25 protein-coding genes are annotated in these 26,698 nt (G+C 45.5%); 12 read left to right on the top strand and 13 right to left on the bottom strand.

All coding sequences use genetic code 11. The features are described 5' to 3' along the window. Positions 1-5: 5 nt before the first annotated feature. The 5 genes from V5J77_RS07690 to V5J77_RS07670 are packed head-to-tail and all read left to right on the top strand — an operon-like array spanning position 6 to position 5,373. Positions 6-1,193, top strand: coding sequence for a YheC/YheD family protein (locus V5J77_RS07690; protein WP_338555191.1), 1,188 nt, complete (start codon positions 6-8; stop codon positions 1,191-1,193). Then, positions 1,190-2,566 carry a YheC/YheD family protein gene (locus tag V5J77_RS07685; RefSeq protein WP_338555190.1) on the top strand — a complete coding sequence of 459 codons (1,377 nt, stop codon included), beginning with the start codon at positions 1,190-1,192 and terminating at the stop codon, positions 2,564-2,566. Before V5J77_RS07690 ends, V5J77_RS07685 begins: the two co-directional genes overlap by 4 nt. Further along, positions 2,566-3,720: a YheC/YheD family protein gene (locus tag V5J77_RS07680; protein WP_338555188.1), complete on the top strand. Its 1,155-nt coding sequence runs from the start codon at positions 2,566-2,568 to the stop codon at positions 3,718-3,720. The genes V5J77_RS07685 and V5J77_RS07680 overlap by 1 nt, the downstream gene beginning before the upstream one ends. Further along, positions 3,720-4,229 carry a GNAT family N-acetyltransferase gene (locus tag V5J77_RS07675; RefSeq protein ID WP_338555187.1) on the top strand — a complete coding sequence of 170 codons (510 nt, stop codon included), beginning with the start codon at positions 3,720-3,722 and terminating at the stop codon, positions 4,227-4,229. Before V5J77_RS07680 ends, V5J77_RS07675 begins: the two co-directional genes overlap by 1 nt. Further along, complete coding sequence (locus V5J77_RS07670; protein ID WP_338555186.1) at positions 4,186-5,373, top strand: YheC/YheD family protein; 1,188 nt, start codon at positions 4,186-4,188, stop codon at positions 5,371-5,373. The genes V5J77_RS07675 and V5J77_RS07670 overlap by 44 nt, the downstream gene beginning before the upstream one ends. Before the next feature lie 68 nt (positions 5,374-5,441). On the opposite strand, the gene V5J77_RS07665 is transcribed toward V5J77_RS07670, so the two are convergent. Beyond that, positions 5,442-6,122: an HAD hydrolase-like protein gene (locus V5J77_RS07665; RefSeq protein ID WP_338555185.1), complete on the bottom strand. Its 681-nt coding sequence runs from the start codon at positions 6,120-6,122 to the stop codon at positions 5,442-5,444. 255 nt (positions 6,123-6,377) lie between these two features. On the opposite strand from V5J77_RS07665, the gene V5J77_RS07660 reads away from it, so the two are divergent. Further along, positions 6,378-7,253 carry an IS1595 family transposase gene (locus V5J77_RS07660; RefSeq protein WP_338555184.1) on the top strand — a complete coding sequence of 292 codons (876 nt, stop codon included), beginning with the start codon at positions 6,378-6,380 and terminating at the stop codon, positions 7,251-7,253. A 380-nt stretch (positions 7,254-7,633) separates the two neighbouring features. Here V5J77_RS07660 and yfkAB read toward each other — a convergent pair whose 3' ends face one another. The 3 genes from yfkAB to V5J77_RS07645 all read right to left on the bottom strand — a co-directional run bounded on the left by yfkAB (position 7,634) and on the right by V5J77_RS07645 (position 11,581). Next, positions 7,634-8,758: a radical SAM/CxCxxxxC motif protein YfkAB gene (gene yfkAB / locus V5J77_RS07655; RefSeq protein ID WP_338556628.1), complete on the bottom strand. Its 1,125-nt coding sequence runs from the start codon at positions 8,756-8,758 to the stop codon at positions 7,634-7,636. Between the two features lie 174 nt (positions 8,759-8,932). Then, positions 8,933-10,057, bottom strand: coding sequence for an HD-GYP domain-containing protein (locus V5J77_RS07650; protein WP_338555183.1), 1,125 nt, complete (start codon positions 10,055-10,057; stop codon positions 8,933-8,935). A 69-nt stretch (positions 10,058-10,126) separates the two neighbouring features. Beyond that, the gene (locus V5J77_RS07645; RefSeq protein WP_338555182.1) at positions 10,127-11,581 is read right to left on the bottom strand and encodes a bifunctional UDP-sugar hydrolase/5'-nucleotidase; all 1,455 of its coding nucleotides are present in this window, start codon (positions 11,579-11,581) and stop codon (positions 10,127-10,129) included. A 140-nt stretch (positions 11,582-11,721) separates the two neighbouring features. Here V5J77_RS07645 and V5J77_RS07640 point away from each other — a divergent pair, with 140 nt between their 5' ends. Further along, positions 11,722-12,474: a molybdenum cofactor biosynthesis protein MoaE gene (locus V5J77_RS07640; protein WP_338556626.1), complete on the top strand. Its 753-nt coding sequence runs from the start codon at positions 11,722-11,724 to the stop codon at positions 12,472-12,474. 207 nt (positions 12,475-12,681) lie between these two features. Further along, on the top strand, positions 12,682-13,737 hold the full coding sequence (locus tag V5J77_RS07635; RefSeq protein ID WP_338555180.1) for an HD-GYP domain-containing protein: 1,056 nt from the start codon (positions 12,682-12,684) through the stop codon (positions 13,735-13,737). Between the two features lie 92 nt (positions 13,738-13,829). On the opposite strand, the gene sufB is transcribed toward V5J77_RS07635, so the two are convergent. From sufB to V5J77_RS07605, 6 genes are all read right to left on the bottom strand, one after another. Further along, on the bottom strand, positions 13,830-15,227 hold the full coding sequence (gene sufB / locus V5J77_RS07630) for a Fe-S cluster assembly protein SufB (RefSeq protein WP_338555179.1): 1,398 nt from the start codon (positions 15,225-15,227) through the stop codon (positions 13,830-13,832). Between the two features lie 30 nt (positions 15,228-15,257). Further along, positions 15,258-15,683 (bottom strand): Fe-S cluster assembly sulfur transfer protein SufU, encoded by a 426-nt coding sequence (gene sufU, locus V5J77_RS07625; protein WP_338555178.1) that lies wholly within the window; start codon positions 15,681-15,683, stop codon positions 15,258-15,260. Further along, positions 15,670-16,896, bottom strand: coding sequence for a cysteine desulfurase (locus V5J77_RS07620; protein ID WP_338555176.1), 1,227 nt, complete (start codon positions 16,894-16,896; stop codon positions 15,670-15,672). Before V5J77_RS07620 ends, sufU begins: the two co-directional genes overlap by 14 nt. Beyond that, complete coding sequence (gene sufD, locus V5J77_RS07615; protein WP_338555175.1) at positions 16,893-18,200, bottom strand: Fe-S cluster assembly protein SufD; 1,308 nt, start codon at positions 18,198-18,200, stop codon at positions 16,893-16,895. The genes V5J77_RS07620 and sufD overlap by 4 nt, the downstream gene beginning before the upstream one ends. 21 nt (positions 18,201-18,221) lie before the next feature. Beyond that, positions 18,222-19,001 carry a Fe-S cluster assembly ATPase SufC gene (gene sufC, locus V5J77_RS07610; RefSeq protein ID WP_338555174.1) on the bottom strand — a complete coding sequence of 260 codons (780 nt, stop codon included), beginning with the start codon at positions 18,999-19,001 and terminating at the stop codon, positions 18,222-18,224. Positions 19,002-19,386: 385 nt separating this feature from the next. Continuing rightward, on the bottom strand, positions 19,387-19,974 hold the full coding sequence (locus tag V5J77_RS07605) for a DUF1802 family protein (RefSeq protein ID WP_338555173.1): 588 nt from the start codon (positions 19,972-19,974) through the stop codon (positions 19,387-19,389). Between the two features lie 205 nt (positions 19,975-20,179). Here V5J77_RS07605 and mtnK point away from each other — a divergent pair, with 205 nt between their 5' ends. Together mtnK and mtnA are read left to right on the top strand one after the other, a co-directional pair. Beyond that, a complete protein-coding gene (gene mtnK, locus V5J77_RS07600) occupies positions 20,180-21,397 on the top strand; it encodes an S-methyl-5-thioribose kinase (protein ID WP_338556624.1) in 1,218 nt (405 codons plus the stop codon). A 40-nt stretch (positions 21,398-21,437) separates the two neighbouring features. Next, positions 21,438-22,493, top strand: a complete 1,056-nt coding sequence (gene mtnA, locus V5J77_RS07595; RefSeq protein ID WP_338555172.1) for an S-methyl-5-thioribose-1-phosphate isomerase — start codon at positions 21,438-21,440, stop codon at positions 22,491-22,493. Between the two features lie 60 nt (positions 22,494-22,553). Here the strand turns inward: mtnA and V5J77_RS07590 are convergent, their stop codons facing one another. Then, entirely contained in the window at positions 22,554-22,859 is a 306-nt protein-coding gene (locus V5J77_RS07590; protein WP_338555171.1) for a DUF1805 domain-containing protein, read from the bottom strand. A gap of 174 nt (positions 22,860-23,033) precedes the next feature. Between V5J77_RS07590 and V5J77_RS07585 the strand changes: the two genes are divergently transcribed. Next, positions 23,034-23,594 (top strand): hypothetical protein, encoded by a 561-nt coding sequence (locus tag V5J77_RS07585; RefSeq protein ID WP_338555170.1) that lies wholly within the window; start codon positions 23,034-23,036, stop codon positions 23,592-23,594. Positions 23,595-23,672: 78 nt separating this feature from the next. Here the strand turns inward: V5J77_RS07585 and V5J77_RS07580 are convergent, their stop codons facing one another. Both V5J77_RS07580 and V5J77_RS07575 read right to left on the bottom strand, forming a co-directional pair. Beyond that, on the bottom strand, positions 23,673-25,586 hold the full coding sequence (locus V5J77_RS07580; RefSeq protein ID WP_338555169.1) for a bifunctional diguanylate cyclase/phosphodiesterase: 1,914 nt from the start codon (positions 25,584-25,586) through the stop codon (positions 23,673-23,675). 88 nt (positions 25,587-25,674) lie between these two features. Next, positions 25,675-26,061: a DUF423 domain-containing protein gene (locus V5J77_RS07575; RefSeq protein WP_338555168.1), complete on the bottom strand. Its 387-nt coding sequence runs from the start codon at positions 26,059-26,061 to the stop codon at positions 25,675-25,677. 86 nt (positions 26,062-26,147) lie between these two features. On the opposite strand from V5J77_RS07575, the gene V5J77_RS07570 reads away from it, so the two are divergent. Continuing rightward, a complete protein-coding gene (locus tag V5J77_RS07570; protein ID WP_338555167.1) occupies positions 26,148-26,687 on the top strand; it encodes a hypothetical protein in 540 nt (179 codons plus the stop codon). Positions 26,688-26,698 lie beyond the last annotated feature (11 nt).

The raw sequence follows: 26,698 nt of genomic DNA, 5'->3' as shown, positions 1-26,698 counted from the left end.
CGCCTATGACAGCAGAAGGCATGACGATTGGATTATATGTTGCTTCCATTGAGATGCATGCCCATAAGGAAGAGCCTAAGCTTCCCGAGCCTGCTTTTTACAAGCAGCTTGCGGAAACCGCTAGAAGGAAAAAGATGGATCTGTACATCTTTTCCCCCAGCGAATTTAACGGAGATGACGGCCAGCTTCAGGGCTATCGCTTTCTGAATGAGCGCTGGGAGAAGGGCAACTGCAAGCTTCCCGATATTATTTACGATCGGCGCTTCTGCAAAAGCACAGAAGAGCAGCTTGCCTGTCGCAGCACCCTGCAAGCTATTGCGGCCCGCAAGCCGCACATCATTTTGAACGGCAGCCTCCCTTCCAAGTTGGACGTCTACGAAGCACTCGCGAATGATGAGCGTATACAGCCGTTGCTGCCGGTTACCCAACGTTATAGCCATGGCGCTATGTTGCGCAGCCGACTATCCGCTCCAGGCTCCGGGCTGTTTCTCAAGCCCGCCTCAGGCATGCAGGGCAAAGGCGCATTGCTGCTCCAGCGTCATACCTCCGGCTATTGGTCTGTCTCAGGGCGCAGCAAAAACAATCTCTCTTTCCAGAAGCGGCTAGGCAGTCAGGACGCACTGGAGCATTGGCTAGCCAAGTTTATCGGGTCAGCCAGCTATATTATTCAACCGTATTTGCAGCTCCAGCTAAAAACGGGCGAACCTTTCGATATAAGGGCTTTGGTACAAAAAGATGCATTAGGCCTCTGGCAAGTAACCGGCCTTGCAGCCCGCTGCGGACAGACCGGCTCAATCACCTCCAACCTGCACGGAGGAGGCGGAGTCAGATCTGCGAAGGAACTGCTTATAGCTGAATACAGCGAAGCGGTAAAAGATCAGCTATTGAAGCAAATACACGATATAAGCCTCTATGCAGCAATACAGCTTGAACAAAGATTCGGCAGACTTGCTGAGCTTGGGCTTGATTTTGGCATTGAGCAGGGCAGACGATTATGGCTTCTGGAAGCGAACTCCAGACCAGGAAGATCGGCGTTTAGGCGACTTGGCCTTGAGGGATGTGCTGCACAATCTCTTGAGCGGCCACTAGGCTATGCCCAAATGCTGGCCCGCCGTCTCCATACGCCGTTAATTACTCCATCACCCGTATTAGACCGTTCTCGGTATGACAACGTTCAGGAGGTTCTTCCATGAGTTTGACAACTTGCAACGTACACTTTTCCCAACAAACTGATCGAGTCGTCTATCTGTCCAGTCCGCTTCTTAAAGAACTAAAGCTGTCTGGCAAAAAAACGATGCACCTCAAGCTAGGCAGAGAAGTCATTACCGCTGCCATCCGCCCAGTCAAGCGCCAAGGCAACCATCTGTATTTATCGGCGGGCGTCCGCCAGTCTATCAAAGTACCGAAGACTGGCAATATTTCTTTGCTTCAATCTGGAAACAACGAAATTCAGCTTGGACCCTTGGTCGGCATCTTAAGCGATACTGGCTCCCCCTCCTCCGATAGTGCGCCATTTGGAGCAAGAACCGGCTTCATTAAGCAAGTCATCCGGTCAGGAGAACGCAAGGCGTATCTATTCGGCTTTACTCCAAACGACATCAACTGGCAGCAGGAAACCGTCAATGGCTACTTTTTGAACGCCCAAGGCAGCTGGTATCGCAAAACGGTGCCGCTCCCTGACGTGGTTTACAACCGGCTTCCCAGCCGAAAAGCGGAAACCTCGACCACAATCAACTCGCTGCGCGAGCGGTTTGTAAGGAAGAAAATCCCGTTCTTTAACTGGAGCTTTTTCAATAAATCGGATGTTTATAAATTACTCGATAAAGACCCTGAAGCTCTACAGCATTTGCCTGAATCCGTGTCGGGTCCTACACCAGAAAAAATTAAGGAGATGCTTGAAGAGCATCAATTCTTATATTTCAAGCCTACAGCCGGCAGCCTTGGCATCGGCATCTATCGCTTGACCTATCATCCTAAGCGGGGCTATTTCGCAAGGTACCGCAAAGGAAATCAAAATGTGCTGCTGCGCTTTACGAACTTCCAAAGCATGATCCGCATGCTGCATGCCCGCCATGGCAGCTCACTCAATAACTATGTCGTCCAACAGGGAATACGGCTCGCCGAAATTGACGGCTGTCCGCTTGATTTCCGTTTTCATATGCATAAAAATGGCCAGAACGAATGGGTGCCCGCAGGAATTGGCGCAAAAAAAGCCGGACGTGGCAGCGTCACTACCCACGTCAAAAACGGCGGCTCCCTTATGACACCGCAGCAGGCGCTAAGCCGGACCTTCGGCAGTGAAGCCGCCGATGTGCTGGACAAAGCGAAACAAGTAGCCATCAACCTTTCGGAAGCCATTGAACGCAACTATCCTCACCGTCTTGGCGAACTGGGGCTTGATATCGGCATTGATAAAAATAGCGAGATATGGATGTTTGAGGCCAATGCTAAGCCTGGACGTTCTATTTTCAAGCATCCTTCCTTAAAATCGGAAGGTCGCGCCTCACTGGATTATATTATTGAACATTGCCTGTACCTCAGCAAGTTCCAAGGGGGTGACAGCTAATGGAACAGCTGTTTAAGGAACAGGAAACAACAGCAGAGATCCGGGCCGGAAGGCCCGTACTCGCTATTTTGACCATAGAGGATGATATCCAGCTATTTCGTGGCAACCGCAGTAATTTTGCCGATTTAATTCGTGTAGGCCGAGAGCAGGGCTTCATCGTTTATGTGCTTACTGCAAAAAACTTATATTTAAGCCGTACTAGTCTAAAGGGCTTTATTTTTAACGAGCAGCAGGAAATATGGCAGCAGCGTCTGCTCCCCTTTCCAGACATCATTTACAATCGCATCCCTCAACGGGAGGATGAGCTGCTGCCAGCCGTCAAAAATAAAATCAATGCTTGTATTAAGGATCCAAGGGTTACCTTATTCAACCCCTTTTTTTTCAACAAGTGGCATTTATTCGAGTGGCTTCGCCAGTCCAAAACAACTAAGCCCTACATCCCTTTAACCCGCAAGTTAATGTCCCTCACTGGACTCGGCAAAATGATGCAAAAACATCCCTTTCTATATTTGAAGCCAGAAAGCGGCAAAGCAGGAAAAGGCATCATGACCATTACCGTAAAAGCAGAGAAGCAGTTGCCCTTTCGTTTGAAGATCCAGGAGGAACGCAAAAGCGCTACTTATAATTGCGCCACGATAACGAAGCTTTGGAGCCGCATTCAGAAGCAAAGCGCAGGCGAGGCCTACATCGCCCAGCAGGGTATCCAGCTCGCTTCCTTTAATGACCGCCGCTTCGACCTCCGTGCGCTTGTACAGAAGAACAGTAATGGCAGATGGGAAATGACGGGAATCGGCGCGAGGGTCGCCGGCTCCTCAAGCATTACAACTCATGTGCCTCGCGGCGGAATGATTGAAGATCCGGAGAAGCTGCTCATTAGTTCTTTTAATGTAGAACAGGCGCGTAGAATACTTTTGAAAGCTAAACGCACCGCCTTGCTAATTGCGAGGCAAATCGAACGTGCCTCAGGGCAAACGCTTGGCGAAATGTCAATGGATCTTGGAATAGACAGCTCGGGCAGCGTTTGGTTTTTCGAAGCCAATTCCAAACCAATGAAGTTCGACGAACCTCACATTCGCCAAAAATCGCTGGAGCGTATTTTTCAATACGGATTATATTTAACCAATAAAAAAGCAAGCAAGGTAGGAGGCCCCTAATGATGGAAGTGCAGCTGCTCACTCCACAACAATGGAACAGCTATCGCAGGCGACTGGCTGACTTTGCTGTTCAATATAGCGATAAAAGGCTGACAGCTGCCTCCATTCAGGCCTTTCGCGCCCTAGATGCTGCCCAGCTCATCCAATCGCATGAAACCGGCTATTCCGAGGCAGCCGTTTCAATCGCCAGGCAAGGCTCGCGGTTACTTGGCGTGGGCTTCGCAGTAAAAGGCGATAAGCAAAATAAGGAATGCTTTTTCGTCGTCCAACCACAAGCCCGCAAACTTGGGGTCGGAACGGCTGTCGCTCGGAGTCTGATTAGCAGATTGGGCCAATTAACTTGTCATGTTGCGGTCGACAATATCCCAAGCATGGCACTCTGCTTCCGCCTTGGAATGGAAGCAGTATCTATGTTCACCGGACCGACCGGCAAGCCGACGCTCCGTTTTGAAAGGAGAGCTCCTAATGAAGCAGCCTGTACTCGGAATATTGACGTTATATCTCAATGAGAATGGATTGCTTGAAGAACGAGATATTTACCGTAAAATGACGACTGCTGGCCGAAAGCTAGGTCTCGACATTATTATTTTCACTCCTCAAGACGTCAACTACAAACAAAATCGCATTCATGCTTTAATTTATAATGAGGCGTCCAAAAAATGGTCGCGAAAATGGACTTCTTTTCCACACATGATTTTTGACCGCTGTCGCATTCAACGTACTTATCGGTTTGATCAACTGCTGCATTTTCGTTCCCGTTATAGTCACCTGAACTTCCTCAACCGTCCGCTTCGCAACAAGTGGACGATACACCGAACGTTAATAAAGGACTCCCGATTTAAAAGCTATCTTCCGGCAGCACGCATTGCAGAAAGTGCCCAGGTCGTATCCGAGATGCTGCGCAAATATCCGCTTATTTACCTTAAACCCATAAACGGCACAGGCGGAAGAGGCATTTTGCGTATTGAACGCAAAAAAAGCGGAAACCTTCTGATTCAAGGCCGCGACCAAGCAAGACGAATTATTAGTCCGCAAAAAATAAGCGCTGCCTCCTTGAACGGTTATTTATCCGCATGGGATTTAAAAGGGACACGTTACATTGCCCAGCAGGGCATCCACCTCAAGCTGCCAAACGGACGCGTGCATGACTACCGGATGCTCGTCCAAAAAAATGGAGAAGGCAATTGGAGTGTAACAGGCTGCGCAGGCAGAGTAGGACCTTCTGGCAGTGTAACTTCCAATCTGCACGGAGGTGGCCATGCCGTTCCCATGACTGAACTGTTACAGCAGTGGGTAAGCGATGCCTCGCTCGTTAAAGATATTGAGGCTGACGCCGAACAATTCAGCATTAGCGTCGCCAAACATCTTGAGCAGGTTTATGGACAGCTTTGTGAGCTTGCTCTCGATCTGGCTATTGACCGCAAGGGCCAAATCTGGCTGCTTGAGGTCAACCCGAAACCTGCAAGGGAGGTTTTCGCCCAAGCGGGCGAGAAGGAAGCTTATAACCAAGCGATTGTTAAACCTCTAGAATATGCCCTATGGCTTTATAGGCAGAATAAATCTGGAAAAGCCAAAAATACTATTACGAATACCAACAACAGTAATTTGACCCATATGGACGGCTTAAGCAAATCCACGACCGATTCCGCCTAATGATTCATCTAAAAAAACCTGGCTTTGACGTCCATATAGACGCCATTTCCAGGTTCTTATTATTTCATTTACCCCTCATCCAACAGTTCAACGATGTCCGACAGCTTGGCGATCAGCAAATCTGCTCCCACCAGCTCGCTATCCCGACCATAGCTTGCATAAGCACAGCCAATTACTTTAAGTCCATTTGCTTTTCCCGCTTCCACGTCAGAAGAACGATCCCCGACCATCCATGCCGTTGCAATTTGATGGTCATTTAGCAGTTGAGCAACCAAATCTACTTTGGTCGCCGTTTGGTATTCCCCTGCACTATACAACCCGTCAAACAAATCGTATATGCCCTTGTACCGTGCTACCCCGCGCACATATTCTTCCAGTCCGTTACTGGCTACGAACAATTTGATACCATGACCCTTAAGCCTTTTCAGCATTTCCTCCGCTTGAGGATACAACCTTCCTTCTCCTGCTTCCAATTGCTCCAGCTCATAGCGCAGCATAAGCTCGTCAGCACGCCTATGTGCCTCTTCTGAGCCATCAGGCATTACTTTTCGCCATATATCTTCCAGCAACATGCCAAGACAACTGAGCAATCGCTCAATTGGCGGTGTTGGATGATTATAAAGTCCTTCTGCACGCAGAGTTTGAAACAAGCGCTCATGAACAGATACTAGCAGCGTATCCGTCTCAAACAACGTGCCATCCATATCAAAAATAACCGCTTCCGGCTTCGTCCATTTCGCTCCAGCCATATGTAAATGCCTCCTCGAATTGTGTGCCCTTATCATACTAATTATGCAAAGCCCCCGCAACTCCCCGCTCAATCTATCATTGGCGCTCTATCGAAGATGAACTCTATCCTAAAATAGCTTTGCTGTTTTTGTTGCTTACAGACATTATCCCCTTAGCTCAGATAACTTTTTTATCAACCGATCTAACTCATTGACTTCACATCATAATCCCATTAAAATAAGAACATACGTTCCTAAAAATAAGAGGTGATCACGATGCAAGCCATTTCTGATTCTATTGCAAAGTTTGATAGCTGCTTTTCCACTGATGAAGCATGCTATTCCTTTTTGTATAAAATTAAATGGCCAGCAGGTTTTCGCTGCCCTCGTTGCAATCACCACTCAGCCTATAGAATTGCTTCACGCTGCTCTATTTTATATCAATGCTATTCCTGCCGACATCAGACGACTTTAACAGCTGGTACTCTCATGGACAAGAGTCGAACACCGATACGCAAATGGTTACTTGTGATGTTTCTCATTTCCCTGCACGAAATTCAGATTAACGCGGCCCAAGTAGCATTAGCTTTGCAAATAACTTATAAAACCGCCTGGAGCATACTTTATAAAATCCGTCAATTGATCAGCCACGCCGATGAAAATGAAAAGTTATCCGGTGTTATTAAAGCTGCAGTGGAGTTGTATGCTAAAAAGCAACATTCACCTAATTATGACTCATCTAAAGAGTCTTCAATTGTTATTGCCTGCTCTTCCAGCTTTTGCTCCGCATCGCACTTTAAGTTCAAAGTTATTCCATCTGCTCATTTAAGTGAGAGGCGCTTATTACGCTCTGGTATAATGAACTTTACTCGCAACTACGTTACACATTCATGTACTAATGATATAATCATTCATCCTTTGTACTGCATGGCAGATACTAGATTTCTTAGAAAGCAATATAAACATTCCATCATTAAATTAAAAGCCTGTTTTAAGGGAGTTAGCATTCTTCATTTGCAGTCTTATCTTGATTACATTTGCTTTTTTCTGAATAATGCCATCCTAGGCCAGCATTCCCTCTTACTCAAACTTACATCTTTATGCTTTAACGGACCCATATTAAAGAGTACTCTACTGCCACTGGCAATTTGATATCTCCAATTTTTATATTATTATACTGTGACCATACCTCAGAACAATTTTTCCCTACATAAATTATTATCCATCCGTGTTCGGGGGTGATCCTATTCCTATTGTTTTAGACTCCATGGAACAACAATAACACACTTATTATGGCTCGTTCCGTCAACATCTGCGATCGTTTTTCTGAGCTAAGGGGATAATGGGCTAAAGCAAGATTTACAGTAAGGCAACATCCAGAATGTCATGTCTGTAATAAACGTGCATTCACTTTCTTTGAAAATGACACACTTAGATTTATTTTTCTTTTATTTACATGCAAATACGTAAAAATGACTGACGCGCACGAAGGGGCTTCAGTCATTTTGTCAGCTTTTTTATAAATAGCAACTTTAGTCGAAACGAGCGGTGCGTTGGTGGAAATCTACATCTTTATAGTACATGTCCTTCACCAGTAAGTTGGGTCCGCAGCAAGAGGCAGCAGGGCAATAGCAGTTTACGTCCTGAGCTAGCGGATGATTCAGCCATTTTGAGAACAAGTCATCCAACTTAGAGCTTGCTATATTTCCAAATGATGGAACATCAGAAAAATCGGTAACGAACACATCTCCCGTAAATAAATTGACATTTAGGCGGTTGCGTCCATCTGGGTCATTGCGCACCGTGACATTTGGCTCTGCAGCCAAACGGCTGAGCAGTGCACGCTCCTCTGCATGGTTACTGCATTGATAAAAAGGCAGAGTTCCAAACAACATCCACACTGACGGATCCCGGTTATCTAATAATCGTTCAATAGCTTGACGCATTTGCAAGGGGGAGATGACTGGCAAATCTTTAGCAAATGAACTTGGATACATAGGATGCACTTCATGTCGCCCGCAACCCATTTCTACAATCAATCGGTGTATTTCATCAATTTTATCATGCGTACGGAAGTTAATCATAGACTCGGCAGATACTAATACACCCGCTTTGCTTAGAAGACGCGCATTTTCTATCATTCTCTCATACAGCTTAACCGAGGCTTCGCTGGAAACTTGATGCCCCGCTTTAGCAAAGCCTACTTGGTGAAAATCATCCGCATTCGTGTAGTTAAAGGAAATGTGCATGACATCCAAATAAGGAATAATCGCCTCGTAGCGACTGAAAGGCAACGTTACATTGGAGTTGATTTGGGAACGAATACCGCGATCTCTTGCATATTGGAGCAGCGGCAGCATATATTCCTTGACTGTTTTAGCCGAATAGGAGGGCTCTCCGCCAGTAATGCTGATCGTCTGTAGATGTTCAACTTCATCCAAACGTTTAAGCATATCCTTTAGAGGCAATTTGGCCGGCTCCGACATAACTAGCGTATCTCCAACCGCGCAATGCTCGCAACGCATATTGCATAAGTTTGAAATCGTCATTTCCACGCTCGTCAATTGATGCTTGCCGAACTTCTGGATTGAACGAATTGGATCCCATGGGTCATTAACTGGGGTTAGCTGCGGCAAAACCTTTGGGCTGCCATTCATAGCTAGTGGATTTGTTGCTATAGCATTTAATGTATTCATTTTATCAACACCTGATTTCTGCATCTTTCGATTGTATAATTTCTAGTACCATTGTAATGTTCGAGCCCAAAAGAAGCAATAAAATGGACATGAAAAAAGAAATAAAGAGCCCACGACAGAAGGCTCCTCATACAATTACCCATTTTTAGTAGAGCGTGCAGGCAAATCATTTTGCTCATCATTTACGCTTATAATCATAATGCTAAGCTGCTTAGACATGTCGATTTCGTAAGGCACGGTAAGCTCTTCACCGACCTCGTTGTTTAATATACGAATAATAGGCCGATGCGGATAGGCATGATTAAAGTCCACTACTACACCAGATTCACCTGTATTGATTTTCACCATAATACCTATCGGATAAATGGCTACCTTATCCCGAAATAACTGTACCATATGCTGTTCGTATAAAGTTCCCGTTCCTGCATACAGAAGCTCAATAGCATGATGCGGAAGCATCGGTGCGCGGTATATACGATTAGTCGTCATAGCGTCATACGAATCCACTAACCCAATCCACTTTGCATACTCATGAATTTCATTGCCTTTAATTCCCCTTGGATATCCACTGCCATCCAAACGTTCATGATGTTGATAAGCACAATGAGCCACAATAAGCGGCAGATTAGGCTCATCCTTTAAGAGTTCAAAGCCGAAACGAGCGTGATTTTTCATCATAATGAATTCTTCTGGGGTTAATGATCCTGGTTTTTGGAGGACATCTATTGGAATTTGTGTTTTTCCAATATCATGAAGCAAAGCCCCCATACCGAGCGTCATTAGTTCCTCATGCGAATAATTATAAGCTATTCCAAGAATCGTCGTGTAGACACACACATTTAAAGAATGCTGATATAAATAATGATCTACCGTTCCCATATTCATCAGCATAATCATCGCATCCTTATGAGCGGACAAATCATCAATAATCAAATTCATCATTTGTTTGAAGGTTTGGCCAATATACGGATACGTAACCCCTTTTTTACGCTTTGGTCGGTCCATCATATCACGAAAATTCGTGCGTATTTCCTTTAAAGCAACTAATAACGTTTCCTCGCGAATAATTTCTGGCATCGTAATATCATCGGTTTTCGGATCAAGAATATATATATACTGTATTCCACATTGTTTGAGCCGAGTAATAAGCCGACTGGTCAGCTCAACATTTTCCCCTAACAGCACTAAACCATCATGTGAGAAGATCTTTTTGGCCAATCGCATGCCGGGCTGAGTCTTTGTTATAGGCATCAAACGCATTTTCTCGATCCTTCCTTGACTGAGTGGTTTCTTCTTATATTAATACATCGGATAAAATTAATAAAAATGTTATATCGATGATGCTAGATTATTCCACCTTGGCAGCTTGCAGTCAGCAATATTAGCCTTTTCTTTCAATGCTTCAGCCAATACATCCCGAATAAACTCCGGCAGATAATAAACAACATTGATTCCTTGTCCTAAAGACAAATAGCCGATATGGAAGGTGAACATATCTATGGAGGCTACATTATACCATTTTTCTTCCATTAGAGGTTGCCCATTGACCATTATCTTCACGATTCGGTCAAGTGGCGGCCGCTCAGAATCAAAAATAACCTGAAGACCATCTACAGAAAGTGTTCCTAATACTTCGCCACGGAACCCATAACCTTTAATTCGTTTATCCGTATATTCTGGCAATAGAGATTGCTCAAGAGCCTCTTTAATATGCCTGCCTGTAAGCTGCATTTTGCAAGGATTAATTGGAGACGGGCATAACGCATGCAATTGTCCAACAGTTACTTCTCCCTGCTGTAAGCCTCCAAGCAGTTGTCCGGTATTGACAATCGAGATGTCTGCTTCCGTATGTCTCTTTAGACCCGCAGCAAGCAAATTGGCAAGCGGCGACTCTGACGCAATAGCCGACGAAAGGGGCTCATCTATATACGCGACTGTACGATTGAGTCGTACGAGTCCTTCTTCTTTATATTTTGCGATAATAACTGAAGCGTCAGGGTGTTCTTCAAAAGCAGCAGTAGGGACACAAGTCGCCTTAAATTGCGGTTTTGCATCAGCAGTACCAAGCGAAATTTCGATACGCCCGATATGCTCGCCAAATTTTCCAGCCGCGCAAATTGAAGTGCGCCTGACTTGCAACGCTTCCTCAAGCAAATGATGAGTGTGGGCGCCCAATACCAAGTCAACTCCAGTCAATTCTTCCGCCATCCGTTCATCATTCGCCAGCCCTAGATGTGACAATACGATTATCAAATCCACATCTTTACGCATTTGCTCCGCTTGTTGTTTTATAGCTTTGAAAGGGTCTGTTGCATTCCAACCGAGCAAAACATAAAAATCTGTAAAATTTGCCGTAACACCAATTAAACCAATTTTTAAATGGCCTTTATTTACAATAATATGGGGCAACAGCCACGAAGGCTGCTTGTTCGTTGCCGCATCCAGCAAGTTTGCCCCTAAAACAGCAAATTTGGCATGCTCACCATATAACTCGGCCAATCTTTCCTTAGAATAAGTTAGTCCTTCATTATTACCAATCGTTACCGCATCATAACCTGCTTCATTAAGCAGTGCGACATTCACCATACCGTCACTGCCCTCTGTTTCACTTCTCATTCGGTCCATATGGTCGCCGATATCGAGGACTAACAAGTTGTCCTTACCATGAACGCGACGTTGATTAGCTATATAGGAAGCAATTCGTGCGGCATTTTCCAAGCGACTATGAATATCATTGGTGTGTAAAATAACAATATTTCGCTCTAATCGTAGTTCGGAATCCATGCCTGCCTCCCCTAATTTTAAAAGTTATAAACGGTCGCCTAACTGTATTAGACTGTCTCATTAGCATAACATTTTTCTATAGATTATGGTATGCTGTTATAGTACGGCTATATCATTACGTGAGGTTAAATAACATGATTATGGAATGGAAAATTGAATTGTTTGCAGGTTTGTCAGAGCGCTTCGGTGTGCGTTCTCTTATTATAGAGACTATTGAGCAAAAAATGACGGCGGCAGAATTGAAGAAGCATTTGATCGCTTCCTATCCCGAACAAGCGGATATTTTAAGCATTTCTTTTCTTGCCTGCAACCATGCTTACGCTCAAGAAGACAGCATTGTAAACGCTTCTGATGAGCTTGCGCTTCTTCCCCCGGTTTCGGGAGGACAAGAAGAAAAATCTAATGAAGATGAGCAAAAATCCACCTTAGAACAATTGTACATGCTTACTAATGAGAAAATTACGACGGAGGAGGTTTTAGCTAAAGTTATTGTTGCAGAGCACGGTGCTTCCCTTGCCTTTGTCGGAACAACGCGAGAATGGACGAAAGGACAGCGTACCGTTCGCTTGGAATATGAAGCTTATGAACCGATGGCTGTTAACATGATGCAGCAAATCGGTGATGAGCTTTCACAGAAGTGGCCAGGGACCTTGTGTGCTATTACACATCGGCTTGGTGTTGTCGACATCGCAGAAACTAGTGTAGTCATTGCAATCTCCTCACCACATCGAGCCAGCTGCTATGATGCAAGCCGGTACGCTATTGAACGATTGAAGCAAATTGTTCCGATCTGGAAAAAAGAAATTTGGGAGGATGGCTCAGAGTGGAAAGGTCATCAGCTTGGCCCTTGGAATCCAGATATGCCGCTAGCAAATTTTTCGGATGAAGCCTAATAGCAAGCGATTGTAAAAATTTTCTATTCAAAAGCAATAAAAATTAGGAATTTAGACTATTTCAAACATTATCAAGATAAATAATGAGCGTTTTTTGTCGAAATTTGTAGGACTTTTGACTCAAATTAAAGTCCCTCATATTGCCATACCCTCAAATCATTGCTACTATACTACTTAAGTGATCAACTATTCAATAGAGGTGCAGCGATGAAGGTTCACGTAACTGATTTAAAAACGGGAGACCGTTTATTAAAAGATACCTTTAATGGATACGGTCTCCATGTGCTTTCTAAAGGCACCTTGCTGGAAAATAAAGAAATATCAAAGCTGCTTCAACATCAAATTGATTATGTTGAAGTTGAATCTGTCTCTATTGTTAATTTACCGGAGCGCACATTAGAGCAAACCGTTAACCCTAAGTGGCTTCCTTCTGTACAACCGGATTATGATAATGCAATTCAAGGCTTTCATAATCTTTTTGCTAAGGCTAGCGAGGATCAGACCATTAATGAGCAAGAAGTCGAAGATGCCTTCCAGCCGCTAATTAAGCATCTTAATATGGAGCGAGACGTCGTATCTATGCTTCTACTGCTTAATACGAAAGACGACTACACGTACCAACACTCCGTACAAGTGGGCATGCTGGCCTACTATCTGGCTACCTGGCTCGGCTACTCCGTAAAAAAATCGGTGCAAATTGGTAAAGCTGGTTTCCTTCATGATATCGGAAAAAGTAAAATCCCTGAATCCATTCTTAACAAGCCCGGTAAGCTTACGAAGGAAGAGTTCGATGAAATCAAAAACCATACTACTTATGGCTATGATATTATAAAGAAATCCTTTGATGAACGCTACATTGCTTTAAGTGCGCTTGAGCATCATGAGCGTAATGACGGCAGCGGTTATCCGAAAGGTCTTAATGGCGACCAAATTGAGCCTGTTTCCAAGCTTATCTCGGTTGTCGATATTTATAGCGCAATGATTTCCGAACGAGTTTATCAGAAAAAACGCGATTTGTTTTATGTATTGAAGGAACTTTACAGGCTGAGCTTCAGAGAGCTAGATCCACATATTACACATACATTCATAAAGCACATGATCCCCAACTTCATTGGAAAAAAAGCTTATTTGGAAACCGGCGAAACCGGAATTATCGTCATGACTCACCCAACCGAGTTTTTCAGGCCACTTCTGCAAATCAATGATGAATTTATTGATTTGACCGTTGAACGTCATCTAAAAATCAAGGAAATTTTCGTATAACAAAATGCCTGTTCCCTTAGCTGATTGAAGCCAACCAGTGAGGAAACAGGCATTTTTGTCGTTTATTCGCTTAAATTGTTAAGCATGTTTGCTTAACCAATAGAACCTTCCATCTCAAACTTGATGAGACGGTTCATTTCGACCGCATATTCCATTGGCAGCTCTTTCGTGAATGGTTCGATAAAGCCCATAACGATCATTTGTGTCGCTTCCGCTTCCGACAAGCCACGGCTCATCAGATAGAACAATTGATCCTCAGAAACTTTGGATACTGTTGCCTCATGCTCTAAAGTAATGTTATCGTTCATGATCTCATTGTAAGGAATCGTATCCGAAGTGGATTCATTATCCAAAATCAAAGTATCACATTTAATATTAGATTTTGCACCATCTGAATTACGACCGAATGAAGCAAGACCACGGTAAGTTACTTTACCGCCATGCTTACTGATCGACTTCGAAACAATTGTCGAGGTTGTATCTGGAGCAAGGTGAATCATTTTCGCGCCTGCATCCTGATGCTGGTTTTTACCCGCAACTGCGATTGATAAAACCATACCTTTTGCACCGCGGCCACGAAGCACAACAGCCGGATATTTCATGGTCAATTTGGAGCCGATGTTGCCATCCACCCATTCCATTGTCGCATTTTCATCCGCAACAGCACGTTTTGTAACGAGGTTGAAAATGTTTGGTGCCCAGTTTTGAATCGTCGTATAACGAACACGGGCATTTTTCTTAACCAAAATTTCAACGACTGCGCTATGCAAAGAGTTTGTGCTGTAGACTGGAGCTGTACAGCCTTCGACGTAGTGAACGAAGCTATCTTCATCAGCCACGATTAATGTACGCTCAAATTGTCCCATGTTTTCGGAGTTAATCCGGAAATAAGCCTGCAGCGGAATTTCGCATTTTACGCCTTTTGGTACATAAATGAAGCTGCCGCCCGACCAAACCGCACTGTTCAAAGCAGCAAATTTATTATCGTTCGGCGGGATAATTGTGCTGAAATACTCACGTACGATCTCAGGATATTCGCGAAGCGCTGTATCCATGTCAGTGAACAGGACACCTTGCTTCTCTAAATCCTCTTGCATGCTGTGGTAAACAACCTCAGACTCATACTGTGCGGATACACCAGCAAGGAACTTTTGCTCCGCTTCAGGGATGCCAAGCTTATCGAACGTTTCCTTAATTTCAGCAGGAACCTCTTCCCACGTTTTGCCTTGCTTCTCAGAAGGCTTTACATAATACTGAATATCATTAAAATCCAGATCATCCATATTGCCGCCCCAATTAGGCATTGGCATCTTGTTGAACTGTTCCAGTGATTTCAGACGGAAATCGAGCATCCATTCCGGCTCGCCCTTCATTTCCGAAATAGTGCGAACGATTTCAGGCGTCAAGCCTTTTCCTGATTGGAAAATCGACTTATGCTCATCACGGAAACCATACTTATACTCTTCCATTTCCGGCATTGTTTTAGCCATCGTATTCACTCTCCTCTTTCATAAATGATGTTATTCTTGCTGTTGTTCGATTCCTTTACGCAAAGCGTTCCACGAAAGGGTGGCACATTTAATTCGTGCTGGGAACTTATTGACACCAGACAACGCCTCAATGTCCTCATAACCTTCAAATTCGACTGGTTCACCTTTCATTAAGGAAGAAAATTTATCCGCTAGCTCCAGCGCCTGATCAAATGTTTTTCCTTTAACGACTTCCGTCATCATGGAGGCAGAGCTCAGGCTGATGGAACAGCCTTCTCCGCTAAACTTCGCGTCCGTGACTAAACCGTTGTCCACCTGAAGCTGGAGTGCGATGCTGTCGCCGCAGGTAGGGTTGTTCAGTTTAATCGTAACGGCATCGGCTTCCAATGTTCCATGGTTGCGTGGATTTTTATAGTGATCCATGATGACTCTACGGTATAAATCATCCAATTGCATGACCGAAGAACTCCTTTGTTTTGAGCAGTCCAGCAATGAGCTGATCAACTTCCTGCTCGGTATTATATACATAAAAGCTTGCTCTGGCTGTCGAAGAAACGTTCAGAAAACGCATAAGCGGCTGGCAGCAATGATGCCCAGCCCGAACGGCAATGCCTTCCGTATCCAGAACTGTCGCCACATCATGTGGATGCACGTCGCCCAAATTAAACGTAACGAGCCCAGCACGATCAGCCTTGGGGCCATATATCGTAACCCCTTCAAGCTCAGATAGTCGGTCATAAGCATATGCCGCCAGTTGACGCTGATGCTTGTCAATCTCATCCATGCCAATTTCTTGCAGAAAATCAATTGCCGCACCGAGCCCTACGGCGTTCGCAATAATCGGCGTCCCGCCTTCAAAACGATAAGGAATGTCCTTCCATGTCGACTCATACAAGTCAACATAGTCAATCATTTCTCCGCCGAATTCAATCGGCTCCATCTTGGAGAGCAGCGCCTTCTTGCCATACAAGGCGCCAATTCCCGTCGGGCCGCACATTTTATGACCCGAAAAAGCATAAAAATCACAATCCAAATCACGAACATCAACGCGCATATGCGGCGTGCTTTGCGCACCGTCAACGACCATTACGGCGCCATTGCGATGTGCAATAGCCGCAACTTCCTTGACGGGGTTGACGAGTCCTAGCACGTTCGATACATAAGTCATCGCAACGACCTTCGTGTTGGCTGTAATCGTTAGCTCAGCATCAGCTAGCGTAAAGGAGCCATCTGGCTGAAGCGGAATATATTTCAGCGTAGCGCCGGTAGCTCTCGCAACCTGCTGCCACGGAATGAGATTACTATGATGCTCCATTTGCGTAATCACGATTTCATCGCCAGGTTTACATACATTTCTGGCGTAGCTTGAAGCAACTAAATTCAGCGCGGTTGTTGTACCCCGCGTAAATATAATTTCTTCCGGCAGTGCCGCATTCAGAAAAGAAGCCACTTTCTCCCTTGCGCCCTCATAAGCGTCAGTCGCCCGCGAACCAAGCGTATGAACGCCTCTATGCACATTGGAATGGTCCTTCTCATAATAGCGATTAATCGCATCAATGACGGAGCGCGGCTTCTGGGAAGATGCCGCGCTGTCCAGATAAACGAGCGGATGCCCGTTTATCTCTTGATGCAAAATCGGGAACTGCTCCCGAATTGCTGCTATATTCATCCTTCGAGCTTCCGCACAAGCAATTTCTCAAGCTGTTCGCGTACCGCATCAATCGGAATTTCAGATACTACGGGTGCAAGAAAGCCGTAGATTACAAGGCGTTCCGCATTCTGCTTGCTAATACCGCGGGACATCAGATAATAAACTTGCTCAGGATTGACCTGTCCAACGCTCGCCGCATGTCCTGCTGTAACATCATCTTCATCAATTAGCAAAATCGGATTCGCGTCACCGCGTGCTTTCGGGCTAAGCATCAACACTTTTTCGGTTTGAACGCCATTAGCTTTCGTAGCGCCCTTCTCGATTTTAGTGATACCGTTAATAATGGCCGAAGCAGATTCCTTCATTACTGCACGCGTAACCATGTTGCTGTCTGAGCGAAGGCCGAAATGCACAGCCTGCGTCGTCAAGCTCATTTGCTGAGCGTTTTTGCCAATACTGATTACTTTAGCATCAGATTGCGAGCCATTGCCCTTCAGCACGGACTTCGTGTCTGAAAGCGTATTGCCATCGCTCAAATCGCCTAGTACCCATTCCATTACGCCGTCGTTGTCGATAATCGCGCGGCGAACGGTTAAATCCACTCCGCTGCTACCCAGATGATGGATAGAGCCAAAACGAACGTGAGCGCCTGCTTTTACATAAACTTCAACTACAGAATGGTAGACGAAAGGCTCAGTAACAGCGCCTGGCTCCGTAACGACATAATCGACATAAGTAACGCGGCTGTTGCATTCTGCTACGATTACGATATGCGGTGCAAAGGCAGCCTCTGCTTTCGTATTAAATAAAATAGCTTGCAGTGGAATTTCCACCTCTACATTGCGAGGAACGTATACGAATACCCCGCCATTCCACAATGCTGCGTGTAAAGCTGTTAATTTGTCCTCATCCTTGGCAACCGCTTGGAATAGGTAAGGCTTAACAAGATCGCCGTGCTCTTTGCAAGCAGTTTCCAAATCGGTAAAGATAACGCCCTTCGCTGACAGCTCAGCAGATAGCTGCGTCCATACCGGACTTGAGTTTTGCTGAATAACGAGATTTTCAGTGCCCTCAGCAACCAATTCACGAACAACTTCTGGCAAATCGGTTAGTGCATTTGCTGGAGCTGCCTGATCATAGCTGCCTACAGCTGTCAGGTTCCAGCGTTCAATTTTGACTTTCTCCGGCTTTGGCCATTCTAATGTGCCAGCAAGCTCAGCCGCTTCACCACGCAAATCAACCAGCCAATTAGGCTCGTTTTTGCTACGGGACAAAGCTTCTGCAGATTGGCGGTCCGTCGGAGTCGATAGTTGTGTACTCATACGTTATACCCCTCTCTCCGCTTAGGCCTGGCCAACCGTTTCGTCCACGATGCCCAGTTCTTCTTTGACCCAGTCATAACCTTCATTTTCCAAACGCTCAGCAAGCTCAGGACCACCAGATTTTACAATGCGGCCTTGCATCATAACGTGTACAAAATCAGGTGTTATATAGTTCAGCAAACGCTGGTAGTGAGTAATAATGAGGAAACCGCGATCTTCGGAGCGCATTTCGTTAACGCCTTTGGATACGATTTTCAAGGCATCGATATCAAGACCCGAGTCAATTTCGTCAAGAACGACGATTTTCGGATCAAGCAAAGTCATTTGCAAAATCTCATTACGTTTTTTCTCGCCGCCGGAGAAGCCTTCGTTCAGGTAACGATGGGCAAACTCAGGGTTCATTTCCAATGCTTTCATTTTGCCTTCCATTTGGCGAATGAATTTAATGAGAGAAATCTCGCTGCCTTCCTCACGACGAGCGTTAATCGCACTGCGCAAGAAATCGGAATTCGTTACGCCAGGAATTTCGCTTGGATATTGCATAGCAAGGAACAGCCCTGCGCGCGCTCTCTCATCAACACCCAACTCAAGCAGATCTTCTCCATCCAAAAATGCGCTTCCTTCTGTTACTTCATATTTCGGGTGGCCCATTAAAGCCGAAGCCAGCGTACTTTTACCCGTACCGTTGGGTCCCATAATTGCGTGAATTTCTCCACCTTTGATTTCAAGGTTAATGCCTTTCAAAATCTCTTTTCCTTCGATAGCCGCCTTCAGGCCATCAATGACAAAATGTGTTGCCATAATATGCTGATCCCTCCATGGTTAGTCTATTTACCTAATCACCTATAACAAGGTGAAACGGCCGAAAGCCGTCCTCTGGCAGCGCGGCGCGTTTCAATCCGAGAAATATAGAGAAAGTATGACGAAATCATGTACTTTCCTATATTTCAAGGTGAAACGGCCGAAAGCCGTCTTCTGGCGGCCCGGCGCGTTTCAGTCCGAGAAATATAAGCGTATTTATAAGGATCACTTATAAAGTCTTATATTATCAAAAAGACTTCTATTATAATGTGATTCAATATAATTCTCAGTGTCTTCTCAATAATCATTTTATTATAAGTTTTGTTATAAAGCAACGCCAAGAGCGCTCAATGTACAAGAAACCGCCATAAATAAGGCTTTATCTCTATTCTAAGCAAAGCGCGGCTTTAATTTGGGCAACTTGCGACGCAAATTCCTCATCGGATAATACAGGAACCATTGCAGCATGAGTTAGATCCCTTTCAAGCTTTACCCAAGATTTGCAGCCCGTATAGGCAGGGAACATTTCTAATTCAGCAGGCTCTGCAAGCCGGTATACGCGAAGCAGCAGCAAATGCAACGGCTTCGTCCGCTTCCATTTTAGCCTTTCTTCTGAAAATTTATCCGTCCAAATATGAAAATCCCGCAGCCGGTCAAGCGTTTCCTGATCGTTAATCTCGATATCATGAGTGGCTTCCGCATAGGCGCCAAGCGTTATGCTATCTCTATCAGGCGACCAGCCTTCCATTATACTTTCGATTCTGCCTTGATATGGCGCCTTAAGCAGATGCTCCTTCTGATGCTCATAGGCAGGCATTAAGTAGAAGCCTTTGCTAACCAATTGAAAATCACGTGTTTCCTCTTCAATTCCGCCTTTGCGCAAAACCATAATGAGCTCACCATCACGCAATGCGTTAACGGTTACGGCCCACTCCTTCAGAGCGACCGGCTCCCGCGTCATGCTGTTACTCATGCCAATTCCTCCACTCCAGCAAATCCGCCAAGCCCTTCGTTGCCATTCACGGCTATTCGTGTTTAACGGACAAAATCCTTGCCTACTTTACGTAACATTATATCATTTGTTATCATTTGTAGGTATTCCAAGTCGAAATAATATTCGATATACTAAGCATATAGAAATGCTTATATTTTGAAAAATACAGTCGGAGGTGGACAAACTGTCTGCTTATCATCCTTTAACCGAGCAAGAAGCAATTGAATTTTCCCGCTCTATATCTGACTTTTTCCCTGCCGGGGCTGAGCTTGCGTCCCGTGAGATCGGCGATGGCAATTTGAATTTGGTATTCCATATTACCGATCCCGCCAGCGGTAAAGGGCTGATTGTCAAACAAGCACTCCCTTACGCCAAGGTTGTCGGAGAATCTTGGCCGCTTACGCTTGACCGGGCGCGTATTGAGAGCGAAGCGCTGATTTTGCAAAATGAGCTGGCTCCGGGACTTGTGCCAACCGTCTATCAATATGATGCAGAGCTTGCCCTTACGGTAATGGAGGATCTCAGCGACCATGTGATTATGCGCCAGGGCCTTATAGACGGCAACCAATATCCGAAATTCGCCGAGGACATTTCCACCTTTATGGCGAATACACTCTTTTTCACTTCCGATTTAGGCATGAACCAGCAGGATAAGAAAGAACGCGTCAAAGCATTTATTAACCCGGACTTGTGCAAAATAACCGAAGATTTGATTTTTGATGATCCGTATACGGATTCGCCAAACAATAACTTTGAAGCGGCGATCGCTGATGCCGCTGAAGCACTTCGCACGGATGATGCCCTTCATCTAGAGGTCGCTATTTTGCGCAGCAAGTTTTTGACGAGTGCACAGGCGCTGCTCCACGGCGATCTTCATACTGGCAGCGTATTTGTGACGGCACAATCGACGAAAGTGATTGATCCTGAATTTGCTTATTATGGCCCTATTGGCTTTGACATAGGTGCGGTTATTGCCAATCTGCTGCTCAATTATGCAGGACAAGCTCACTGGATCAAAAATGAGGGAGAGCTTGCCGATTTCCGCAGCTATCTGCTCGGCAGTGTTCGCGAGATTTGGAATAAATTTGAGAACAAATTTGGCGCTTTGTGGGATGAACATAACGTAGATCGACTAGCATCAAGCACACCAGGCTATAAACAATATTATATGAACAAGCTGCTTCAGGACACCATCGGTTTCGCTGGCTGCAAAATGGTACGACGCATTGTAGGCCTTGCCCATGTTGCGGATATCGACCGTATCGAGGATGCTGCGGAGCGCGAGAAAGCACAGCGCTTAGCGCTGGAAATCGGCACCTCGCTCATTCACCTGAATCGCCAGGCGATTTCAATAGAGCAAGCCATTGATATTGTTTTGTCAGCAACAGCAAAGCACGCTTAAAAATACATCCTTATGTTTCGAGAAGAAAGGAATTTGCAAAATGACTAGCCAGAATACCCCACTACAATCCTTGATTTGGGCGGAAGACCGTCTGGATTTGCTGGATCAACGGCTTTTGCCTGAAGAAATCGTATACTTGCCGCTTGTTACTTCGGAGGATGTATGGGAAGCGATTCGCCATTTGAAGGTGAGAGGTGCCCCTGCAATCGGCATTTCGGCTGCATATGGCGTCGTGCTTGGCAGCCGAAATGAAACGACCCTTAAGCGCTGGCTTGAAGAGGCACTGAACCAGGCTGAATATTTGGCCACCTCACGGCCGACCGCTGTCAACTTATTCTGGGCTCTTGATCGTATGAAGGCCTGTGCAGAGCAGCTTGCTGCAACCGATTTATCACTTGAAGAAGTGAAGCAGGCTCTGCTAAATGAAGCGCTCGCCATTCACAGTGAAGATGAAGAAACCAACCGTTTAATCGGCGAGCATGCGCTCACTTTGTTTGAAGATGGCATGGGGGTGCTCACACACTGCAACGCTGGCGGACTTGCAACTGCTAAATACGGTACAGCACTGGCGCCGTTCTATCTTGCGCTTGAGCGCGGCATATCGCTGCGTGTATTCGCTGATGAGACTCGTCCTGTACTGCAAGGCGCTAGACTAACCGCCTTTGAGCTGCAGCAGGCTGGCGTCGATGTCACTTTGATTTGTGATAATATGGCAGGCATGGTCATGTCCAAAGGCTGGATTCAGGCTGTCATTGTTGGTACGGACCGCGTAGCCGCTAATGGAGATGTCGCCAACAAAATCGGCACCTATAGCGTTGCCGTCCTTGCCAAGGCTCATGGCATTCCCGTATATGTAGCATGCCCATTGTCCACGATTGACCTTAATACGCCGACTGGCGCAGAAATTCCGATTGAGGAGCGCAGCGCCGAGGAAATTACCGAAGGGTTTGGCAAACGCACAGCACCGCAAGGGGTGAAAGTTTACAACCCAGCCTTCGATATTACACCGAATGAATTTGTCACAGCTATTATTACGGAGAAAGGCATCGTCCAAGCTCCTTATGATGTCAATCTCAAAAAGCTTTTTAACCAATAAATAAAAATCAAGAGCCTATATCCCATTTTTTCAAAAGATAAGGATACAGGCTCTTTTAAATTATGCCATTAAGGTAAGAGCATCTGTTCCTTTCATTCCAACATGAATTCCCATACCTTCCGCTGTTGTCGTGACCGATTCCAAAGGTGCAACAAGCAGCTCCTCTAATGTGCGTACGCCAACGGCTCTTCCAGCGATAATCCCACGATCATGCAATCGTTCATTCAGTAAGCCAACATCAAGCGCACCGCACATGATATATCCTTTATCCGTCGTCCAAGCAAGCAATGTCGTCTTAGGAAGCTTTACCTCAATACCTATCACGGTCAGCCCATTTTGCAGTGTGGCAGGAACCATTCGCATCATTATATGCTCACCTCCTTTGCCATCAATTAGCTGCCAAAGCTGCCAAAGCATTATATGCAAAAAAGTTTTTACCGAATTGGACGATTAACAAAATTTAGCACTATATATCCAATCTGATTAATGGTATAGTAGTTATGCAAAAATTAACATTAGGTCGGAGGAACTATAGAGCAGATGGAAAATACACAAAAACAGTCATACGTACTCCAGGTAGAATTGCTAGTAGAGAACGTTAGCAACGCTGCTGCCTTGGAGCAGGTCATTCATGCCTTAAATGCTGGCGGATTTGTGGATTATCGAATTTTATCAGGTGTTCATCTGGGACAAGTTATTGATCAACGCAAAGCTGATGCTGCTGTTCAGGTTCCTATGCAAATCGATAAGAAAGCGCCTGCGCAAAATGAAAAACAAGCGCAAAGCAATAAATCTTCCGCTAATAGCAAGTCTCCACAGTCCGTCAAAGAAAAAGACGTACCATCTGTTAAGGCCGCTAAGCCTAAGGTTGTTGAGCCTTCACTCTCCGATCCTTATGACGGATTTGCAGACATTCGCAGATTTATGAAAAGCAACACTCTCATTCGTCTTATTGTAAACAAGGGGCTTGGCATTACGCTCAGCATTCCATGCCGAATTTTAAATGTGGATGATGCAACGAGCATGATTACGGTCTACCACGTAGATGAGAAGCAAGTCTACACCTTCAAGCTTAATGAAATAGAAGATTATACGACCTGATTTATGAAGCTGCACAAATTGAAAAGGTCCGTTTGAATGAGCCGGGTGCATTCCCAGTCATTCAAACAGACCTTTTTTCTACATGTAATCGCCGCCCAGCATTTGCTCTATATTGTCGCTTGGGACTGGCGCACTCCAGAAATACCCCTGCATTTCGTCGCAGTTATGCTTGCGTAAAAATTCAATTTGCTCCTGCGTCTCCACGCCCTCTGCAATGACCTGAATATTAAGATTATGTGCCATAGCAATAATAGCTGCTACAATTTCCGCATCGCTTGGGTCCTGCTGAATGTCACGGACGAAGGAACGGTCAATTTTGAGCCGGTCGATCGGGAAATTTTTCAAATAATGAAAAGAGCTGTAGCCTGTGCCAAAATCGTCGATGCTTATGCCAACGCCAAGCGCCGTCAAATCCAGCAGGCAGCGCGACACATGGTTCACATCCATCGTCATCGACTCTGTAATTTCTAAATCCAAATATTGCGATTCAAGACCGGTACGGGCCAAAACGTCTGCCACCTTGCTCGCCAAATCATGCTGAACAAACTGCCTAATGGAGAGGTTAACCGAAACCGGCATAGGCGGCAAGCCTGATTCCTGCCAGTATTTATTTTGGCGGCAAGCCTCTTCCAGCACCCAATCGCCAATTTGCACGATCATGCCGCTTTCCTCAGCCAAAGGAATAAAATCGCCCGGAGGGATCATTCCTCGAATCGGATGCTTCCAGCGCACCAGCGCCTCGACGCCGATCATACCGCCAGAAATCATATCATATTGCGGCTGATAGTATAAAATGAACTCCTTGCGCTGAATGGCACGATACATTTCATGCTGCATCGACAAATGCTCAAATGAATAATTGCTCCAGCTTTCGGAATACAGCAGCGCATCGTTTCTGCCATTCTGCTTCACCTTCATTAATGCCATATCCGCTTTATTAAGCAGCACATAACCGTCATCCTCGACCAGACGGCTCGTGACCGCACCTATGCTTGCTGTAATTTGAATCGGAAAGCCTTTAAGCTCGAAAGGCTCTTCAATCGCCTTTAGCACCGTGCGGGCACGACTTAGAAGCTGCTCCTCCGACTCCAAATTTTTAAATAGCAGAGCGAACTCATCGCCTTCCATCCTGGCGGCAAAATCCTGCTCGTTCATAACGCTTGTAAAGCGCTCTGCCACCTGCATAAGCAGCATATCGCCAAATTCGCGGCCGAAGGAGGTGTTGACGAGCTTAAAGCGGTCCAAGTCCATGTAACACAGCCCTACAAGCTGGTTATGATCGTGGGCAAAAGCAAGGCTTTCATTCAAACTCCTTTGAAAAAGCGTTCGATTCGGCAATCCTGTTCTATCATCGTAGTAGGCCATATAACGAATTCGCTCCACATTGCGCTTGCGATCACTTAAGTCATGGCTTACCACAAGCGTTCCGATGACCTTCTCATTCTGCACCATTGGGGAGCATACGAGATGCAGCTCAAGCGGATAGCCTGACCGATGTATAATATGAATGTTTCCCTGCTTTGAACAACCGGTAAGTGAATGCTCCAGCATCGTATGTAAGGCATCGCGGCTGCCTGCATCTACGAAAGAGGCCAGCCAATTTCCCATTAATTCCACGCGTTCATAGCCAAAAGCACGCTCTGTGCCTTCATTCAGCTCGATTATAACGCCTTGCGGGTCGATTATAGCCAGCGGGACCGCTTCCGAGCGAAGCAGCGCCTCACCCATTGGTTTATGATAGCTACGCGGATTTGAAGTCTTGGTCTGCCTGACCATCAGGACGAAGCTTCCTATAACAAATACCACAGTCAAACAAGAAGCCAGCCAAATAAAAAGCGAAGGTATTGCTGGTACAATCATCGCTGCCCCCCATACTCCTACGATAATGAGCAGCAAGCTGCCTTGCAGCCACGGATTCCACAACTTGGACAACCATTGTGTAAGCGCGTCACGTGGCGGTCTATCAGGCCGACCAAACACTCGTTTCGTCACGCACTACCTTCCTTCCTACGTTCGAATCCAATAAGGTTAGACTTATTATAATCGAAACCGCCGTTTCGGCATAGAAATTTTATGCAAATCAAACGGCTTTTTTTCGAGACTTTAGTGTCGCAACGATGACGCAAACCCAGCCAGCAAGAAAAGCTACGCCGCCAATTGGTGTAATAGCTCCCAGCACGCGAATATCACTTATTGCAAGGATGTAGAGACTGCCGCTGAAAATAACGATGCCCGCAAGCAGCAGCCTTGCTCCGGAAAGCAGCCATTTGCTCTCGCCCAAGCGATCCGCAAGCAGAGCGACCAGCATTAGGCCAAGCGAATGATACATATGATAACGCACACCCGTTTCAAAAATAGCGAGCAAATCAGCTGGTAATATTTCCTTTAAAGTATGAGCGCCAAAGGCCCCTAATCCTACGGCAATAGCGGCACCAATCGCACCGATTGTAAAATATTTTTGGAACATCCGTTTTCATTCCTTTCAGGATTGAGTATAATTTACTGTAATTGTGTGTTAATACGACTTACATATAACTGGAGGAGAACACCTTAATGGAAGATAATAAAAACCATTCCACACCGATTTCATTTACAAAATCGGATAACGACCAGACTCAGACACCGGATTATAATCCTTACGGATCTGCACCATCAACAGGCTTTTCCGATCCTACACCTTATCAGCCGAGCCAGCCGCTAAAGCATTCAGGCCTTGGCATTGCTTCCTTCATTATGGCCATTGCTTCTATTTTTATAGGCGTTATTAGCATCATCCTGTTTTTCACGGCCATTGGCAGTTACATTTCTACAGGAAATGAGTACCTGCTTGAAGATCCCTCCTACCTTGAGGACATGTTTAGGGGAGGCGTCGGCTCCTTTATGGCATCAATTGTAGCGGTTGTCGTCAGCGTCGGCATTACGTTTGTCGGCCTTATTCTTGGTATTATTGGCGCATGCTCCAAGCAGCGCCGCAAGGTTTTTGCGGTTATCGGAATTATTCTGAACGGACTTGGCGTAATGGGCACTGTCGTCTTTTTTATTTTTTCCATTGCTGTAATCTCTGCTGGAGCAAGCGCATTATCCGGCTACTAATATTCAGAAAG

Source organism: Paenibacillus sp. KS-LC4 (assembly GCF_036894955.1).
Classification (GTDB): Bacteria; Bacillota; Bacilli; order Paenibacillales; family Paenibacillaceae; genus Pristimantibacillus.
This window is presented reverse-complemented; position numbering and strand designations above follow the sequence as displayed.